Origin of the sequence: Pectobacterium aroidearum, assembly GCF_015689195.1 — a bacterium.
GTDB classification, from domain to species: Bacteria; Pseudomonadota; Gammaproteobacteria; order Enterobacterales; family Enterobacteriaceae; genus Pectobacterium; species Pectobacterium aroidearum.
On record NZ_CP065044.1, the window covers coordinates 4,420,379 to 4,438,773 of the forward strand.

13 protein-coding genes are annotated in these 18,395 nt (G+C 53.1%); 8 read left to right on the forward strand and 5 right to left on the reverse strand.

The window, feature by feature from the left end; all coding sequences use genetic code 11:
• Nucleotides 1-250: 250 nt before the first annotated feature.
• From mgtA to I2D83_RS19710, 5 genes are all read left to right on the forward strand, one after another.
• The gene (gene mgtA, locus I2D83_RS19690; protein ID WP_194431512.1) at nucleotides 251-2,962 is read left to right on the forward strand and encodes a magnesium-translocating P-type ATPase; all 2,712 of its coding nucleotides are present in this window, start codon (nucleotides 251-253) and stop codon (nucleotides 2,960-2,962) included.
• A 203-nt stretch (nucleotides 2,963-3,165) separates the two neighbouring features.
• Nucleotides 3,166-5,820 carry a fibronectin type III domain-containing protein gene (locus tag I2D83_RS19695; RefSeq protein WP_205947169.1) on the forward strand — a complete coding sequence of 885 codons (2,655 nt, stop codon included), beginning with the start codon at nucleotides 3,166-3,168 and terminating at the stop codon, nucleotides 5,818-5,820.
• Nucleotides 5,821-6,180: 360 nt separating this feature from the next.
• Nucleotides 6,181-8,142: a methyl-accepting chemotaxis protein gene (locus I2D83_RS19700; protein ID WP_205947170.1), complete on the forward strand. Its 1,962-nt coding sequence runs from the start codon at nucleotides 6,181-6,183 to the stop codon at nucleotides 8,140-8,142.
• 581 nt (nucleotides 8,143-8,723) lie between these two features.
• Complete coding sequence (locus tag I2D83_RS19705; protein WP_182100414.1) at nucleotides 8,724-9,359, forward strand: carbonic anhydrase; 636 nt, start codon at nucleotides 8,724-8,726, stop codon at nucleotides 9,357-9,359.
• A complete protein-coding gene (locus I2D83_RS19710; RefSeq protein ID WP_205947171.1) occupies nucleotides 9,356-10,825 on the forward strand; it encodes a SulP family inorganic anion transporter in 1,470 nt (489 codons plus the stop codon). The genes I2D83_RS19705 and I2D83_RS19710 overlap by 4 nt, the downstream gene beginning before the upstream one ends.
• Nucleotides 10,826-10,874: 49 nt before the next feature.
• On the opposite strand, the gene I2D83_RS19715 is transcribed toward I2D83_RS19710, so the two are convergent.
• Nucleotides 10,875-11,972, reverse strand: coding sequence for a DUF1615 domain-containing protein (locus I2D83_RS19715; RefSeq protein WP_205947172.1), 1,098 nt, complete (start codon nucleotides 11,970-11,972; stop codon nucleotides 10,875-10,877).
• A 154-nt stretch (nucleotides 11,973-12,126) separates the two neighbouring features.
• Between I2D83_RS19715 and I2D83_RS19720 the strand changes: the two genes are divergently transcribed.
• Nucleotides 12,127-12,918 (forward strand): HNH endonuclease, encoded by a 792-nt coding sequence (locus I2D83_RS19720; protein WP_205947173.1) that lies wholly within the window; start codon nucleotides 12,127-12,129, stop codon nucleotides 12,916-12,918.
• Between the two features lie 5 nt (nucleotides 12,919-12,923).
• On the opposite strand, the gene I2D83_RS19725 is transcribed toward I2D83_RS19720, so the two are convergent.
• From I2D83_RS19725 to I2D83_RS19740, 4 genes are all read right to left on the reverse strand, one after another.
• Nucleotides 12,924-13,229: a type II toxin-antitoxin system RelE/ParE family toxin gene (locus tag I2D83_RS19725; RefSeq protein ID WP_205592211.1), complete on the reverse strand. Its 306-nt coding sequence runs from the start codon at nucleotides 13,227-13,229 to the stop codon at nucleotides 12,924-12,926.
• Nucleotides 13,226-13,510: a damage-inducible protein J gene (locus tag I2D83_RS19730; protein WP_039522416.1), complete on the reverse strand. Its 285-nt coding sequence runs from the start codon at nucleotides 13,508-13,510 to the stop codon at nucleotides 13,226-13,228. The genes I2D83_RS19725 and I2D83_RS19730 overlap by 4 nt, the downstream gene beginning before the upstream one ends.
• 79 nt (nucleotides 13,511-13,589) lie before the next feature.
• Complete coding sequence (locus tag I2D83_RS19735) at nucleotides 13,590-14,933, reverse strand: HEAT repeat domain-containing protein (protein WP_205947174.1); 1,344 nt, start codon at nucleotides 14,931-14,933, stop codon at nucleotides 13,590-13,592.
• 16 nt (nucleotides 14,934-14,949) lie between these two features.
• The gene (locus tag I2D83_RS19740; RefSeq protein WP_161502920.1) at nucleotides 14,950-16,185 is read right to left on the reverse strand and encodes an RtcB family protein; all 1,236 of its coding nucleotides are present in this window, start codon (nucleotides 16,183-16,185) and stop codon (nucleotides 14,950-14,952) included.
• Between the two features lie 190 nt (nucleotides 16,186-16,375).
• Between I2D83_RS19740 and rtcR the strand changes: the two genes are divergently transcribed.
• Both rtcR and I2D83_RS19750 read left to right on the forward strand, forming a co-directional pair.
• Nucleotides 16,376-17,953, forward strand: coding sequence for an RNA repair transcriptional activator RtcR (gene rtcR / locus I2D83_RS19745; protein WP_205947175.1), 1,578 nt, complete (start codon nucleotides 16,376-16,378; stop codon nucleotides 17,951-17,953).
• Between the two features lie 160 nt (nucleotides 17,954-18,113).
• A complete protein-coding gene (locus I2D83_RS19750; RefSeq protein WP_181829915.1) occupies nucleotides 18,114-18,383 on the forward strand; it encodes a hypothetical protein in 270 nt (89 codons plus the stop codon).
• Nucleotides 18,384-18,395: the final 12 nt, after the last annotated feature.

Consider the following 18,395-nt stretch of genomic DNA (forward strand, 5'->3'; position numbering starts at 1 on the left):
CGTCAGCCGACGATGCGGTCTATTTAATATCTCGCCGCACGGCGATAAGGAGACAACATGGACGAGCACCCTAGATGGCCCGGTAAACCGCATCCGTTAGAATAAGGACCGTCTTCTTCCCCGACCTCTCTGTTCTCTCTGCCTGCGCCGTTTACCTCCCTTAATACCTTTATTTTTTTCCGCTTTACGTCCCTTTATCCGGGATGCGCGCCCGTGCGTGGCGGACAGGCTACATTAAGAGAGCAGTATCATGACCGATATGATCACGCAAACGGGGTATCGCCGCGCCCGTAAAACCCCCACGGCCACCTTTGCGATTGCCCGCGAGGCACAAAACAGCCTCGACCAAACGCTGGCTAACCTGAATACCCATCTGCATGGTTTAAGCCATGATGACGTCATTGAACGTCAGCAGACCTATGGCGAAAACCGCGTCGCCCATGAGAAAGCGCCGCACGCGCTGGTGCAGTTGGCAGCCGCCTTTAATAACCCGTTTATTTACGTACTGACAGCGCTGGCCGCTATCAGCTTTTTCACCGATTACTGGCTACCGCTGCGCCATAACGAAGAGACGTCACTCACCGGTGTGATCATCATTCTGGTAATGGTGAGCCTGAGCGGCCTGCTGCGCTTCTGGCAGGAGTTTCGCACCAATAAAGCCGCAGAAGCGCTGAAATCCATGGTGCGGACAACGGCCACCGTACTGCGTCGCCCTCACGCCAGCGCCACGGCCGTCATGCAGGAAATTCCGCTTCAGCAGTTGGTACCCGGCGATATGCTGTTCCTCTCCGCTGGCGATATGGTGCCTGCGGATGTCCGGCTGGTGGAATCACGCGATCTGTTCGTCAGTCAGGCGGTACTGACCGGTGAATCGCTGCCGATCGAAAAATACGACGTGTTCAGCGATATCAGCGCCAAAGGCTCTCAGCCTACTGGCTGCGTCGGCGAAAGCGATCTGCTGGCGTTATCCAATATCTGCCTGATGGGAACCAACATTTCCAGCGGTACGGCGACAGCTATCGTCGTAGCGACGGGTAGCCATACCTACTTTGGCTCGCTGGCAAAATCTATCGTCGGTACCCGTTCCCAAACCGCCTTCGATCGCGGCGTGAACAGCGTAAGCTGGCTGTTGATCCGCTTTATGATCGTGATGGTGCCCATCGTATTACTGATTAACGGTTTCACCAAAGGCGACTGGATGGAGGCCAGCCTGTTTGCGCTGGCGATCGCGGTTGGCCTGACGCCGGAAATGCTGCCGATGATTGTCTCTTCCAATCTGGCAAAAGGCGCGATTGCCATGGCACGGCGTAAAGTGGTGGTTAAACGACTGAACGCCATTCAGAACTTTGGCGCGATGGATGTGCTATGCACCGATAAAACCGGCACGTTAACGCAGGATCGCATCATCCTCGAGCATCACCTGAATACGCAGGGCCAGGTCGATGAGAGCGTGCTGCAACTCGCCTGGCTCAACAGCGCGCACCAGAGCGGCATGAAAAACCTGATGGATCAGGCCATCATGCAGTTTGGTCGCCATAACCCTGCCATTGCCGCGCTGGGCCGCTACCGCAAAATCGATGAGCTGCCGTTTGATTTTATTCGCCGTCGCCTGTCCATCATCGTTGCGGATGAGCACGACCAGCAACGCCTGATTTGCAAAGGCGCAGTAGAAGAAATGCTGTCTGTCGCCACACACGTAAATGAAAACGGGCAGCGCTATGAACTGGACGATGAACGCCGCAACACGCTGAAAATGCTGGCAGGAAACTACAATCAGCAAGGGTTCCGCGTGCTGATGATCGGCACCCGTGAACTGAGTCCGGTAGGCAGCACGCTGCCGCTCAGCGCTGAGGATGAACGTGACCTGACCATCTGCGGCCTGCTGACGTTTCTCGATCCGCCGAAAGAAAGTGCCTCTGCCGCCATTCGTGCCCTGCATGAAAATGGTGTGACCGTTAAAGTCCTGACAGGCGATAACGCGATTATTACCAGCAAGATCTGTCGTGATGTCGGGCTGGAACCGGGTGAGGTACTGGAAGGGAATGCTATTGATGCGCTCAGCGATGAACAGCTCAGCGTACTGGTGGAACAGCGCACCATTTTTGCCCGGCTGACACCGCTACAAAAATCTCGTGTTCTGAAAGCCCTGCAAGGCAATGATCATACGGTCGGCTTTTTAGGCGACGGTATCAATGATGCCCCCGCCCTGCGTGATGCCGACATCGGGATTTCTGTCGATACCGGCACGGATATCGCCAAAGAGTCGGCCGATATCATTCTGCTGGAAAAGAACCTGATGGTGCTAGAAGAAGGCGTCATCAAAGGGCGAGAAACGTTCGGTAATATCATCAAATACCTGAACATGACCGCCAGTTCCAACTTTGGCAACGTGTTTTCAGTGCTGGTCGCCAGCGCCTTTATTCCGTTCTTACCGATGCTGGCGATCCATCTGCTGATTCAGAACCTGATGTATGACATTTCCCAGCTGTCGCTGCCGTGGGACAAAATGGATAAGGAATTCCTGCGTAAACCACGTAAATGGGATGCCAAAAATATCGGTCGCTTCATGCTGTGTATCGGGCCAACATCATCGATTTTTGACATCACCACCTACGCGCTGATGTGGTTCGTGTTTGCCGCTAACAGCGTGGAGCATCAGGCGTTATTCCAGTCAGGCTGGTTCGTTGAGGGATTGCTGTCACAAACGCTGGTCGTACACATGCTGCGTACCCAAAAAATCCCGTTTATTCAGAGCACTGCGGCGCTGCCGGTGATGTTGATGACTGGGCTGGTGATGGCGATGGGCATCTACCTGCCGTTCTCTCCACTAGGGCCGCTGGTCGGGTTGCAGCCGCTGCCGTGGGAATATTTCCCCTGGCTGGCCGCCACGCTGATTGGCTACTGCACCGTCGCACAACTGGTCAAACGCGCCTATATCCGCCGCTTCGGCCAATGGTTCTGATCCCTTCTTTACCTCTTCACGGCGGGTGCACAGTCACCCGCCTAATAGAATCACAAAAATGCTGATGAGAAAGCACGAATTACATACAAAAGTCATCGTTTAATTCAGCAAACAATCACGGCACGATAGGTCAGTATTTAAGCTGTCACAAAAATTTGATACTTCACATATGGACGATGGTAATCGGGAAAAGGAGTTACACGATGATACCAGCACGACTAAGGAAAGCCTTACTGCTCACTCTGGCGTTGGCCTCAGCGACCGCCTTCAACGCAGTAAGCACCATAGCAAACTCAGCCTCAGCAGCAAGTGTAGAGGCGACAGGCCTCGTTGATAGCATTACCTTTGGCGATAAAACGTCAGAAAGCGGCCACGACCTCAATGCAAACAACAGCCAGACTATTGCGGGAGCACTGGGCGAATCGTCACGTAAATTACTGCCGTTTCAGCAACCCGGTGTCGATGGCGGTAGCCTGACATTTACCATGCAGATCGATCCGCTGCGTCGCAATTATGTTTCCGTCAAACTGTGGGGGGAAGACGACGGCAACATAGATACCGGGCGTCTCTACCTTTATATGATCAAAGATGGCGTTGAATACCAAATAGGTTATCGCCACGAAGGTGATTACGCCCCACTCAGCGTCGCTCACTGGAATAAGCCGCTACCGGGACGCTTTTTCTACTCCACCACACTGCTACCTTATTCCATGACCAAAGGCAGCACATCCGTCACCTTGAAAATCGTTTCAACGGGACGACTCTATCCATTCGGATCAGGAGGCCCGGAATCAACCAAGCCTTATCAGTATGCGATGAACCAGCCAAGCCGGGGCATTTATCGTGCCTACACGCATGTCGATCCCTTCCTCAATGTTGCGGGAGAAAAACAGGGCAGTGAGCCCGTCGCAACGACCCGCCCTTCGCCGGGTGATGAAATCCTTGGCACAAACGGTCGGTTTCGCACTGCGGTGAATAATCGCATCCAAACGCTTATTAACAAACCCTCGACAACCGATGCGTTGTCTGGCGGGGATTTACGCTATCTGGCACGCGCCTGGTCCGTTCCCGAATTAGTCAGCTATCAAAACTCAGGTCTGGTGGATAAGGTCGTTGCAACGCTTGATGCTTACGCGGCGCAGTACTACGCCGATACCAACATTGCGACAAAGAACTGGGGCGGCAATTTTGGCTCTCAGGGTCAGGCTATCTATTACCTTCGGAATGCGTTGACGGCCTCACGCCTTGATGAGTCAGTAAACTATGGCAACGCGGGAGTTAAAAAACGCCGTGTGGCCTGGGCTGATATGCTGTTTGCCAGCCGCGAATTTGGCCGCCAGAAAAATCGTCTGGTCTTGAGTAACCAATCACTCATCGCTAATACCAATATTTATTTCACTAACAAAGGGTTGCTGGTGCTGAGCGATTCACGCGCCTTCCCTGAAACCACGGCTCAGCGTTATATCAAAGAAGCCGTCGGCCTGTTGCCCTGGACGGGGGATGATCGTAACGGACCGGGAGACGGTGGCTGGGCGCCGTTCGGCGATCGTTATTATCAGGTTACCGACAAAGGTCAGACTCGCGAATGGGGCTATCTCGGGGCAGGCTACGGTGAAGTACAGTCCTACCTCGCCGAATATTATCGCGTGACGGGCAATGAGGATTTTCGCAAGCAGATGATAAAAATGGCCAAAGCGCGTGCGCCATTCCGTCGTCCCGCGATCGAAATCAGTAATGGTGCCAACTACCGTGCAATGGAAGCGATTGGCCTGTTAGCCTGGCGTGGTGCGCACGAAAGCGACGGTAATTTCGCGGGTTTCCTTGCTTACGTCGATGCGGTAAATACCAATGAACGCGCCAAAGGACTTCGCGTCGCCGCGGCCAGTAAGGATGCCACGCTGATTGGCTATGCCAAACAGATGCTTGAGGACAATCAGTTCTTTGCCAACCTCGACGGCGCAGAGTCTGCATTTGAAGCGCTGGATGTTTTTGCCGATTACCAGACGATCAAAACCGCAAGCGACAGCGGCGCACGACTGCCGATGAGCGCAGACCAGCCGGATTTTGCCTGGGCGGATGAAGAAAACGCTATCGTGGCGGTCAAAAAGGGCAATGAGCGTCTGTGGCTGAGCACTTATTGGCAGGCCAAAGCAGGAACGGGTATCAACGGTCTGGCGCGTTTCCATTTCAGCACGCCGAGCTATGATCAGTACGGTGTACTGGAAACGACCCCAATTTTCCGTTCAACGACGAGCTATACACGGCCTAACCGCATCGACATGCCGGAGAAAACACCGTATACGCCACCGAACCCACCGACTAATGCCTATGCGGGGGAAGTGCTGCCACTGGGTATTAAACCGGAGGATGCATCCAACGATGAACCTTTCCGGGGTAAGGCCGATTTCTATGCTACGCGATTCGGTCACTATCTGATCGGTATCAATGCCAACGCCAGCAATCGCTACGTGTTGAAAACGCCGGTAGGCTTTAAGAACGCGGAAGATCTGGTATCACAGCGCACACTCTCAGGTAACATCACCGTCGATCCACGTTCTACCGCCGTGCTCTACCTGAATGACACCCGTGACACCAAAGCGGTGCCCAACGCGCCATTGCATCTGGGATCGCAAAATAGCAATGGTATAAACACGCTATTCTGGACACAGTCATCCGGTAGCGAGCACTATAAAGTCATGCGCTCTACCAGTGAAAACGGTACTTATCAGGCTATCGCAACCGTAACGGAAAATAGCTACAGCGATCGTACTGGCACGGCATCTGGTCGTTACTACTACCGGATCGTGGCCACTAACGGTAACGGAGAAAGCTACCCTTCAATGACAAGTCACCCCTGATAGACTCTCTTCAACATTCACGTGGCCCTGATGTTCTGGGGCCACGCTGCATTAACATCCACCATCTGTTCATCTATTTTTCTTATGTATCTCTTCTATTATTTTGCAGTGCATGAATGTCCTTTATTCAAATACCTACATTGGGTTATTAAAAAGTGAGATAACGAGGTAGTACCATATCCTAATAGTGAAATCTTCTTATGAAAGAAGTCCAACCAGAGTAGACGCACTTTTTTTATGGATGACGCATCATCAATGCTAAATCATTGCTTCATATCGCCGAAACTAAAATAAACCCTGTCTACTTTTGCAAACTGCACATGTCAGGAACGGACTACTTGCAGGCTATGGAGCACACCTATGAAATCCCTTCATCACATCTCGATCCGTAGTAAGTTCATTCTGGCCCTTCTCCCTCCTATTCTTGCTCTATTGTGGTTCAGTTTTTCCGGCGTCATGGAGCGCCGTGGCACAGAAAATGAAATGATCCGTATGGCGAAACTCATCACGCTGGCACGTGATGCAGGCGAGTTCGCTCACCAGCTACAGCGCGAGCGGGGTATGAGTGCGGGTTATTTTGGCAGTCAGGGGAAAAAGTTTGGCTCAGAACTCACCACACAACGGCAGGACACCGATCGGGCACAGCAACAGTTTCAGCAAACAGCGGCGAATCTCAGCGACAGTGAACTCGGTAACGACGTGAGCGGTGAGATCGGTAAAATTGCACAGAGAATGCAACAGATTGGCGAGTATCGTCGCAACATCGATAGCCTGTCTATCTCTGTCACTCAGGCGCTCGGCTACTATTCCGATTCCGTCAGTTATCTGTTGAACATTGTCGGAGATATGACCCATCTGGTCAGCGACGGCAGTATTGCCCAACGGCTGGCAGCCTATTACAGCCTGCTGAACGTTAAAGAGCAGGCCGGGCTTGAGCGCGCCGTGCTCTCTAACACCTTCTCCGCCAATAGCTTTGCTGCCGGTATGTTTGAGCGCCTGAACCAGATGGTCGGCAAAGGAGAGGCGTATACCACGGCCTATAACATGTTCGCCAATACCGACCTGCGCAAGGCTTTTGAACAGGCCCTCAACAATCCGTCTGCACAAAACGCACTTCAGATGCGCAATAAAGCCATTGCTTCTCCTGGCGGTAACTTTGGCATTGATGCCAGCCAGTGGTTTAACCAGCAAACGGCGAAAATCGATGAGTTGAAAAAGGTTGAACAGCTTGCTGCCAACGATCTGGCGACACAGGTGAATACCTTAGCCGCCGAGGCTCGCCAGTCCTGGATTAGTTATCTGGCCGGCGCACTGATTTCTCTGCTCATGGCGCTCGGTCTTGCTTCAATGATTATGCGCAGCATCAACGAGCAGCTTCAGCAAACCCTGACGACCATTCGTGAAATGGGCGGGGATCTGACACGCCGCCTGCGCGTGCCGGGAACCGACGAGCTTTCGCAGCTGAATCAGGCGTATAACGCCTCGCTGGAAAACATCGCCGATATGGTGGTGAGTATTAAGCACAGTTCACAAACCATCGGACGTGCCAGCAGCGAGATCGCTAACGGCAATCAGGATCTGGCGCAGCGTACCGAAGAGCAGTCCGCTTCGCTGGTGCAAACCGCCAGCAGCATGGAAGAGATTACCGTCACGGTAAAACAAACCGCTGACTTTGCCGGACAGGCGCGCCAGCTGACGACGGAAGTGGACGATCAGGCGCAACGCGTCGGCACCATTACCGAATCAGCCAGCGGCGCAATGGAAAGAATTCAGGACGCCAGCCAGCGCGTAAACGCTGTGGTGACAGCCATTGATGCCATTGCCTTTCAGACTAACCTGCTGGCGCTAAACGCAGCGGTCGAAGCCGCGCGAGCGGGGCAGCATGGCCGTGGGTTCTCGGTTGTTGCGGCGGAAGTTCGTCAGTTATCACAACGTAGTGCTGATGAAGCGGGCAAAATCCGCGCGCTCATTGCCGACAGTATTGCCAGCGTCAGTGAAGGAACAAAGCTGGTGAACCAATCGAACCGTGGGATTAGCGATATCGTCTCTGGCACGCGTAAAGTTCGCGATCTGGTGAATGAAATCGCGGTCGCCGCCGATGAACAGTCACTGGGTATCGCGCAAATTAACGAAGCGCTCAGCCAACTGGAGATGGTCACACAGCAGAATGCGACGCTGGTTTCTCAAGCTTCCGTTGCCAGCCAGCTACTGGATGAGCAGGCGATAGAAATGGAATCGCTGGTCAGCCGCTTCAAGGTTGACGACAGCGCCCCACAGCAGACGTTACAACCGTCTTTACCGCAAGCGCGGTTACCAAGGTAGATCATAAAGAAACGCGACAAACGTCTTATGCTCTCTCTTAGCCGGGCGATACCGCCCGGCTCCACGTCATTATTAAGAACAGATATTCGTATTATCCTCATCCCCCTCTCTATCCCTCTATTATTTCCACACTTTATATTGGGCTATTTCGAGTAAAATATATTTTATATTTCCAAACATAATTATAATTGGTACCTCAGTCACTTTAATTAACTAATTAAAGTGGATGTCGATAACGCATTACTTTATATAAAAAAGACGTAACAATAAGGATATAAGCTGCAATATCAATGCAACATTAAATACCGCACCTCAATACAGTTCAAGTAAAATAGCTTTTTCTTATCATGAAAAATAAAAAATAATTTATTGTTTTTAAAGGAGTTAAATAAAAATAGATTATATGAACAACAAATAACAATATAAGAAAAGTCTCAATACTTATCACAATTTAGAAAACACCAGAACTAAATTAAATTATGCCGAACTTAATTAAGTGGAGGCTAAGAATTAATGGTTCCCTCTTCCCTCTCAATTGAGAAGGAAATATCCCTGTGTTTTCTAAAAAGAGAGAGTTTAATTTGACGACATTAAAACCGCTATTAGCCAAAAACCGCAGTTGGGCTACGCTGCGCCGCCAACGCCATCCCCACTATTTCAGAAAGCACACGCAGGGCCAGACGCCTCATTCACTCTGGATCGGTTGTTCAGACAGCCGAGTGCCTGCCGAAGTGCTAACGGGCTCTGCGCCCGGCGAGCTTTTTGTTCACCGCAACATCGCAAATATGGTCGTCACTGAAGACGATAACTTCATGAGCGTGCTGCAATATGCCCTCGAATACCTGCATGTATCCCGCATCGTGCTCTGCGGCCACTACGGCTGTGGCGGCGTTCAGGCGGCCGTAAACCTGCCTGACATGGGGCTCGCTCAGGAGAATTCCGCGCTTTCCCGCCGCATCACGGCGCTACGTCAGGCACTTTCACCGCACATTGCCGCCTCGCAAGAGGGCGATGCCGATGACAGCACGCGCCAGAATCAACTGGTAGAAGCCAACGTGCTGGCACAGTTCGCCCACCTGATCGCCTGTGAACCCGTACAGAAAGCCTGGCGACATGGCGTCGAACTTGATGTTTTCGGCTGCGTCTACGACTTGCATAGCGGTCATCTGAAAGAACTCATCCACCGTCACGCCAAGGAACAGGAGGCATCCCCATGAACCTAAGTACACTCCGACATGATATCCCTGCGGGGCTCGTCGTCTTCCTTGTTGCCCTGCCGCTGAGCCTCGGTATCGCGCAGGCCAGTGGTCTTCCTCCTTTTGTCGGTCTGTTGACCGGCGTCGTCGGCGGTATCGTCGTCACCCTATTCAGTCCGTCTCGTTATGCCGTCAGCGGCCCAGCCGCAGGTTTGGTCACTATCGTCTCCGGATCTATCGCCAGCCTGGGATCGTTTTCAGCATTGCTATTAGCGATCATGCTCGCAGGGGTGCTGCAATGCATTCTGGGCCTGTTACGCGCCGGACGCTTTATTACGCTCATCCCCGGCACCGTGATTAAAGGCATGCTGTCTGCAATCGGCATCCTGCTGATTATTCAGCAAATCCCGCTCGCCTTCGGCTCGGACGGCGAGGACGATTTAACATCGCTCTTCGACACTTCCGAACCTGGATTCTCCGCCAGCGCGCTGACTGTCTGTCTGATCGGGCTGGCGATTCTCTGGCTCTGGACCACCAAGCCGGTGCAGAAAATCAGCGCATTGAGCTGGCTTCCCGGCCCGCTGGTCGCCGTGCTTTTTGGCGGACTCTTTACCGTCTACGGTGAGCGCTTGTCCTCCGAAATGGTCGATAACCTGCCGCGTATTGTCCTGCCGGAATTTGGCAGTCTGGAACGGTTGATGGGGGAGATGACGCGTCCTGACTGGCAGGCATGGAAGAACCCGGCGGTTTATGTCGTCGCGGTCACGCTGGCGCTGGTGGCTAGCCTGGAAACGTTGTTAAGTCAGGAAGCGCTGAAGAAAATTCGTCCGCAGCATCCTGCGCCTTCACCGGATAAAGAGATGCGCGCGCAAGGTATCGGGAACCTGCTCAGTGGTTTTCTGGGCGGATTGCCGATTACTGCCGTGATCGTGCGTAGCTCCGTCAACGTCAACGCTGGCGCGCGTACCAAATTTTCCATCCTGCTGCACGGCGTGCTGCTGCTGCTTTGCGGCCTGTTTATGACCGACTTGCTCAACGTCATTCCACTTGCCAGTCTGGCAGCCGTGTTGCTGTATACCGGCTATAAGCTGGCTTCTCCGCAACAGTTCCTGCTGCTGTGGCGTCAGGGTTTACAACAGTTCGTGCCTTTCGCCGCGACCGTTATTGGGATCATCGTGTTTGGGATGCTGGCAGGCATCGGGATTGGCATCGTGACCCAGTTGGCTTTCAGCATTTACAAAAGCCACCGCAACGCGATGCAGCTCACACGCTACGGCGATCACTTTGTCCTGAGCTTTCAGCAGAACCTGACGTTTGTACACAACCCGCATCTGCAAAGCTTGCTCAACAAGATCCCCGCCAACAGCGTCGTGATTGTGGAACACGACAACGCCGACTACATCGACCCCGATGTCCGCACGATGCTGGAAGATTTTCGCGAAAATGCGCAAGAACGCGGCATCAAACTCAACCAGTGGCCGGTTTAACACACGACTCACCGTAATAACGGCAACGCCCTCGGTAGAGGGTGTTTGCCTATTTAGCTCTCGCTAAACACCGCTGGCGTCGCTCATCAACCCGTTGGGCAAACCATGCGGTGGTAAGTTTGCGCGTGATCTTCGGACTTTCCAGCGTGATCCCCGGTAGGATGGCGCGCGGCGCTTTCGTGCCCGATTTATCTGCCAGCGCAAAGACGCGTTCATACAGGCTGGTGTCTTCAAAATCGAGGCTATTGCCCTTCTCCAGCGCACGACGAATCGCGCTGTCGCTCATGTCCAGACGTTTCCCTAATGCACGCACCGCTAGCTCCGTGGCGCTGGCTTTATCCGAACTGTAGTTGATTAAATCCCCATCCAGCGCCAGCTTAACACCTGTCAGACGACTCACAGCACGCTGGAACGCCGCATTTCGGCTGGCGTACCGTCCTGCGTTAAAATCCGCGAACCGATAAATGGACTGCGGATAATTTGCGGGATAGTCCAGCAGATGTTTGATGCCAAAATACATCCCGCCACGGCGGCTGAATACTTCGCGACGAAGCGATCCATCCACGGTATACGGATAACCCTTTGCGTTAGCTTCAGCAAAGGCGATGCTCACCTGCATTGGCCCACCGGTATGTACCGGGTTTAGTCGACCAAACAGCGTCTGCCCCATCGGCACCATGTCGATGAAATCATCAAAGATCGCGCTGAGTTCCTTTTCCGTGCGTACTTTATCGAGCCGCTCGCTGTAGCTTTTTCCATTAGGGGATTTGATGAGCAGCGCGGTACGCACCAGAAACGCCGGTACATGAACTTTCTCTGCGCGGCGGTCAATCTCCTGCCAGGCGATTTTCGACAAATTCGGCACTTGTGGATCGGCGCTAAACGTCGATTCCTGCTCAGTTACGGCCAGTACCGAACACAAATTTTCATTACTGGGATCGAGCCCCTGCGCAGTAAATGCCATAGCGATATCCGTCGCCCAACCCTGACGATCTTTCACGTTGTCCGGCAGCAGTTTGAGTACCTGAGCACGAACATCAGCAGGCCGCGATTCCGGCGTCGTCGCGGTCTTGCTGGCACAGCCCGCCAGCACCAGCAGAGCCAATGCGCACAGGGGACGAAACAAGGGAATAGAAGAACGGGGCATTAGTCTCTCGGCGTCATAATAGGAAGGCTGTCAGAACGTTAGCGCAGCCAGCACCAATTATCCAGCCGGAGGCAAACGGATGCATTTTACGAATTGGCCTGGCATAGTTAGCGCTATCACTAATCGAATGCGCTAACGAACGGACGAAACACGCATGGCTGCCACCAACCATTGGACGCGAGATCAGTTACTGATCGCCTTCACCCTGTACAGTCAGCTACCGTTTGGCAGACTACATTCGCGTAATCCCGATATCATTCGCTACGCTAAGTTGATCAACCGTACGCCTTCCGCATTGGCGATGAAGCTGGTCAATCTCGCCAGTCTCGATCCGTTTATTATTGATTCCGGTCGCACCGGTTTGCGCGGCGCGTCCAACGCCGACCGGGCGCTGTGGCAAGAGATGGACAGCAATCCTGAGTTATTTGAACAGCAGTGCCAACAGGCGATGGTATCACTCGAGGCCAGAGCGGCGGAAGCGACAGCAGCCCCCTCTCCGTACCAAACCAACGATAGCGAAATCCCTGATTATCACGGCGGAGAACGCCTCGCTCAGGTGAAAACACGCATTGGGCAGCAGCTATTCCGCAAACGCGTGCTCAGCAACTACGGCGAACGCTGCTGCGTGACCGGATTGGAAGAGCCTGCGCTGCTGGTCGCCAGCCACATTCGCCCGTGGAAAACGGCCGCGGAACACCGCCTCAACCCCAGCAACGGCCTTTGCCTGTCCAACCTGCATGACAAGGCCTTTGATATGGGGCTCATCAGCTTCAACGACTCGCTGGAAATGCTACTTTCTCCACGCATCAAAAAGCTGAAAAGCACCATCAGCGACGTCAATTTCGCCCAGTACGAAGGCAAACAAATCCACGTGCCAGACACCTACCCGCCCGATCTGGCGCAGATGGCATACCATCGTGGGCATATTTTTTTGGCGCGGGGGTAAAGAGGTTATCGGTAAGATGCCGATAGCTTGCGGGAGGTATGTAATATACGCAGGATATGCACTTCGTTTATCTTTCGCTTGAGTGCATAAATAATGATGAAGGGGAATCGCGTCAGGACCAATTTCCGCCGTTCCCCCGATTTTCCGATATCAAGACCGGCTTCTGGCGTGGCTTCGAGCAACGATACCGATGAGATAAACTTTTCATCCGCCGCATTCGCAACATCCAACCCCACCTCTTTATACAGATAGCGGTATATTCCTTCACGATCTGCCAGTGCCTGCTTCTCCCATCGGACCTTAAATATCACAGCTCACCCCGCGCCGCCCGCGCTTTCAATGCATCCATTCTCTGGCTGACGTCTTCATTACTGACGAACTCACCTTCACCCGCATCATAACGAGAAAACGCGTCCTGAATCTGCGCTTCCAGCCATTCATCACCCGCGTTGCGCTGATACTGACGTTCTTCTTCTGCCAATTCCTCTGCTCGTTGTCGCATCAACTCCGTCAGGCTCACTTGATGACGATCAGCAGCCTGCATCGCCAGTTGCTTGGTTTCTTCATCGATTCTGAAATGGATGGTACTCATTTCCGCCTCCGTGGTGTCAATTGTGTTGTCACTCTACGCGATCCTCTCCACTTTTTCCTGTTCTTTTTTCATACGAAAATTAGCTATACAAAAACAGGGCGATATAGGGGCTGTCGCGCGAGATGACGTGCGGGTTTTCATCAAGCAGCGTCCGTAAATGTGCCTGCTGTCGGGTATTTGGTAACATACCCGAACGGTTGAACCGCTGTACCCAGTACGCCACGCCAGCCTGCGTTAGTGCAGTATTCTCTGACTTAGCATTATCCAGCAGGAACACCAGCCAATCCCATTTATTCAGCTTGTGCGCTAGAAAGTAGTACACCTCAACGTGTTCTCTGGAAGACGCGCTGTCCAGACAACATTGAAGCTCAGACAGCGACAGATAAATTTTCTGCTGGTAAAACAGCTTCCGTGCCACCTTCGTAATAGCAATCGAAGGATTGCGCAGAGAATCCAGCAGCCGCTCACGTGCATCGTCACCCGTACGCAGAATAAGAATGCGCAACGCACTGTAGTAAAGGCTGGGATAACGTTCGTCCAGATTGCGCTCCGCCAGCGCCACAATGCCGTCATAGCGATGCTCATCCAGCCCCCAGAGCGTGGTTTTGCGCACGGTAACGGTACTCGCCCGATCCAGTGCCGCAAGATAATGCGCAACCGGATCGTCGTTTCGTTCGCGCAGTAACGCTGAGGCTCGCTGACGCACCAATGCATTCTTATCAAACAGTAAAGCAATCAGTTGAGACTCAGACACGGGGAACGCATTGTCTATCACATACTGCAACGCCACCTGCTTGATGGGGGCGAACGAGTCTTTCAACAGAATGGTCAACACGTCGTGATCGACGTCCTTGTCCGCACTTAGCAGATACCGCGCCGCGTTCACCCTGACTAACGGATCGTGATGCAACATCGCCTGCCCAAAGATCTGCTTCAACGGGAAGCACTCACGCTCAGCGAGAATATCCAGTGATAATCGGGCGACGGTTTTGTCTTCCGAGCACAACCCCGCGAATAGCGACGGCGCGTGTGCCTCCTCAGACAAAAAGCTCACGATCTCATCCACCAGCGGCTGATGATCTTCTCGCTGGCACTGCAACAGCCAGAAAATGGCAGGAAAATTGGCGACGAAATGCGCGGTGTTATCCGGCGTTAACAGTAGCCGCACGCTCTGTTTAGCCGCACGGCGTACCGGCTCAGCCCAATCATTCACCCGCTCAATCAGTGCCGGCAGTGCCGAAACCTCATCCATAGAACCCAGACACAGCACCGCACGTTGCCGAATATGCCCGTTATAGTGACGCGTGAGCGTTATCAGGTGTGACGCTGAACCCAGAGCATCAGCCTGCGCGGGCCGATAATAGTTATCTGGTGAGGCCACCAGCTTTTCTAACTGGTGCAGGAGTAAATCGTACGATGCCATATTCCCTGCCCTCTTCTTATCCTTTCACACAAACCACCTGACGCAGCGTGTGCACAATTTCCACCAGCGATGACTGTGCCGCCATCACTTTATCGATATCTTTGTACGCCATCGGGATTTCATCGATAACGTCGCTGTCTTTTCTGCACTCGACGTGTGCGGTCGCACGAATCTGATCTTCCACGGTGAAACGTTTTTTCGCGGCAGTACGGCTCATGGTTCTTCCCGCACCGTGGCTACAGGAACAGAAGCTCTCTTCGTTCCCCAATCCACGTACGATAAAGCTCTTCGCCCCCATTGACCCCGGAATGATCCCCATCTGACCTTTCTGCGCCGACACCGCCCCTTTACGGGTGATCAGCACCGATTCACCAAAGTGCGTTTCGCGCTGCACGTAGTTATGGTGGCAGTTCACGCCTTCCTGCTGAGTGGTAAACGGCTTCGTCACAATACGAGACAGCGCCGCCAGCGTATGCGACATCATCACTTCACGGTTATGACGAGCAAAATCCTGCGCCCACTCCACCGCTTCGATGTAATCGTCAAAGTGCAGGCTTCCTTCCTCGAAATACGCCAGATTACGGTCCGGTAGATTCGCAATGTGCTGCTGCATATCTTCCTGCGCCAGCTTGATGAACAGCGACCCAATCGCATTCCCCACACCACGCGACCCGCTGTGCAACATCACCCACACGCGATCGACCTCATCCAGACAGATTTCAATAAAGTGGTTACCCGTTCCTAGCGTTCCCAAATGCTGGTAGTTGTTGGTTTTCAGCAACTGCGGGTATTTATCCGTCAAACGTTTAAAACGCGGCTCCAGCAGCGACCAGTGCGCATCCACCGTTTGCGGCGGGTTCTGCCAGGAACCAACATCACGCTTGGAGCGCGTTACGCTACGTCCGTGCGGCACCGCCTGTTCAATCGCGCTACGCAGCCCCATCAGATTATCCGGCAGGTCGCTGGCAACCAGTGACGTACGCACCGCAATCATCCCGCAACCGATATCCACACCAACTGCCGCCGGGATAATCGCGCCACGCGTGGGAATCACGCTACCAATCGTCGATCCTTTTCCCAGATGCACATCCGGCATCACCGCCAGATGTTTAAAAATGAACGGCATTTTGGCTGTGTTCAGCAGTTGGTCGCGAGCTTCCGGTTCCACAGGCACGCCCTGCGTCCACATTTTTACCGGTGCGCTATTCACGGGTGACATCATGTCGTAATCCTGCGTTTTCATCTCTTCCATTTTCATTCTCTTTGTTTGTCATTATTCGCTATAGGTATTGCCAAAGGCGTGCCAGTTTTCTGAAATAGACAAAATAAAAATATAACCAATTGATAGTTAATAGATAAAAAACAAAACACGCAAACTGGCAACGAAACAAAAGAACAGGTAAATTTATCCCATAGGATAATAATTTATAACAAGGTATAGCATGAAGCGTCACGTCGTCATTGGTGTGCTGGGCACCACGTTGGACAAACGAGGTAAACGGGAGAATCGCTGGACAAAATGGCGGCCTACCGTCGGCCTATGCCAGCAGCCGGATTTTCCGGTCGATCGACTGGAGCTGCTGCATCAGTCACGCAACGAGGGGATGGCGCAGCAGGTGGCGGAGGATATCGCCGTGGTGTCACCCGCTACGCAGGTCACGCTTCAGACCGTTGAGTTACGCGATCCGTGGAATCTGGAAGAGGTCTACAGCGCCTTTCTGGACTTTGCGAGCCGCTACCCGTTCGATACTGAGAACGAAGAGTATTTCATTCATATCACCACGGGTACTCACGTCGTGCAGATTTGCTGGTTCCTACTGACCGAAGCCCGCTACCTACCCGCCAAGCTGCTGCAAACCGCACCGGGAGAGAAAGCGGATCGTCCCGCACCGCAGGGCATCTATGCCGTTATCGATCTGGATCTCAGCCGCTACGCAACCCTCACCAGCCGCTTTCAGCACGAGCAAGAGCGCTCTGTCTCGTTCCTGAAATCGGGTATAGAAACGCGCAACAGCACGTTCAACGCGCTGATCGACCAGATTGAACGTGTCGCGCTGCGTTCTACCGCGCCGATGCTCCTGACCGGCCCGACCGGTGCGGGGAAATCCTTTCTGGCCCAACGTATCTATCAGTTACGCCAGTCTCGCCATCTGGTCAGTGGTCGGTTTGTTGCGGTTAACTGTGCCACGCTGCGCGGCGACAATGCGATGTCGACATTATTCGGCCATGTGAAAGGCGCATTTACCGGTGCATTACAAGCAAGAACGGGGCTCTTACGTGAAGCGGACGGCGGGATGCTGTTTTTGGATGAAATCGCTGAACTCGGGCTGGATGAGCAGGCGATGTTGCTCAAGGCCATTGAAGAAAAGCGCTTTTTACCGTTTGGCTCGGATAAAGAAGTCGGCAGCGATTTCCAGTTGATTGCCGGTACGCACCGCAACCTGCACGAGTGGATTGCACAGGGTAAATTTCGTGAAGATCTCTACGCCCGTATCAATATGTGGACCTTTCCACTGCCGGGCTTGGCGGAACGGCGGGAAGACATCGAACCGAATCTTGACTACGAACTCCAGCGCTTCACACGCGATCACCAAACGCAGATTCGCTTCGATAAAGACGCACGGCAACGCTACCTCACCTTTGCCTGCTCACCGCAGGCCGCATGGCGTGGCAACTTCCGCGAACTCGGCTCTTCCATCGCCCGCATGGCGACGCTGGCAGAACAAGGCCGCATCACCGTTGCACTGGTAGAGGAAGAAGTTGCCCGCCTGCGAGCAAGCTGGCGAAGTGATGCGCCAGCAATCGCGCTACCGCCAGAACTCGCCAATATCGATCTGTTTGAACAGCGCCAGCTTGAAACCGTGCTCGACGTCTGTCGTACCGCCAATTCGCTCTCCGAAGCCGGTCGCCAGTTATTCGCCGTTTCACGCCAGCAAAAACAGAAGCCCAACGACGCTGACCGACTGCGTAAGTATCTGGCACGTTTTGGGCTGAACTGGGAGGGGTTGAAGCGGGTATAAATTCATCATAAATTTATACCTTACGTGTAGGCTACGATATAATTATTCTGTTCCCCTCAGGTAACAGCAAGATGAAAGTCTTTGTTATCACCACATGGCAAGAGCCTACCGCTTATAGCCATATTTGCTATAAGCGATTGTTTTAATTAAGGCAGATGATATGAAAACCACAATGTCTCAGAAGTCGGCCCGTGAAGGCCTTGGCAACCCTGAACTGTTCCAGGGAGGTGTTTATATAACGAAGAACGGCTCCGCAGAACTCTTCGTGCAAACGGCGGCAGAACGGGAAGCAGAACTGCTTGAGAGAGAAAGAGAAAGGCAATCTAACGCACTCTTGAAGTTGGTGATGACGGCCAAGAAAGAAATTAAAAACGGTCAGGGAATGTCCGCAGAGGAAGCCTTACAAAAATTACGTGAAGCGCGAACGTAAAATAAGGAGCCA

What these genes read in the sequence shown, in the direction of transcription:
- mgtA (WP_194431512.1), top strand. Translation starts at nt 251, where the DNA reads ATGACCGATATGATCACGCAAACGGGGTATCGCCGCGCCCGTAAAACC.
- I2D83_RS19695 (WP_205947169.1), top strand. Translation starts at nt 3,166, where the DNA reads ATGATACCAGCACGACTAAGGAAAGCCTTACTGCTCACTCTGGCGTTG.
- I2D83_RS19700 (WP_205947170.1), top strand. Translation starts at nt 6,181, where the DNA reads ATGAAATCCCTTCATCACATCTCGATCCGTAGTAAGTTCATTCTGGCC.
- I2D83_RS19710 (WP_205947171.1), top strand. Translation starts at nt 9,356, where the DNA reads ATGAACCTAAGTACACTCCGACATGATATCCCTGCGGGGCTCGTCGTC.
- I2D83_RS19715 (WP_205947172.1), bottom strand. Translation starts at nt 11,972, where the DNA reads ATGCCCCGTTCTTCTATTCCCTTGTTTCGTCCCCTGTGCGCATTGGCT.
- I2D83_RS19720 (WP_205947173.1), top strand. Translation starts at nt 12,127, where the DNA reads ATGGCTGCCACCAACCATTGGACGCGAGATCAGTTACTGATCGCCTTC.
- I2D83_RS19730 (WP_039522416.1), bottom strand. Translation starts at nt 13,510, where the DNA reads ATGAGTACCATCCATTTCAGAATCGATGAAGAAACCAAGCAACTGGCG.
- I2D83_RS19735 (WP_205947174.1), bottom strand. Translation starts at nt 14,933, where the DNA reads ATGGCATCGTACGATTTACTCCTGCACCAGTTAGAAAAGCTGGTGGCC.
- I2D83_RS19740 (WP_161502920.1), bottom strand. Translation starts at nt 16,185, where the DNA reads ATGGAAGAGATGAAAACGCAGGATTACGACATGATGTCACCCGTGAAT.
- rtcR (WP_205947175.1), top strand. Translation starts at nt 16,376, where the DNA reads ATGAAGCGTCACGTCGTCATTGGTGTGCTGGGCACCACGTTGGACAAA.
- I2D83_RS19750 (WP_181829915.1), top strand. Translation starts at nt 18,114, where the DNA reads ATGAAAACCACAATGTCTCAGAAGTCGGCCCGTGAAGGCCTTGGCAAC.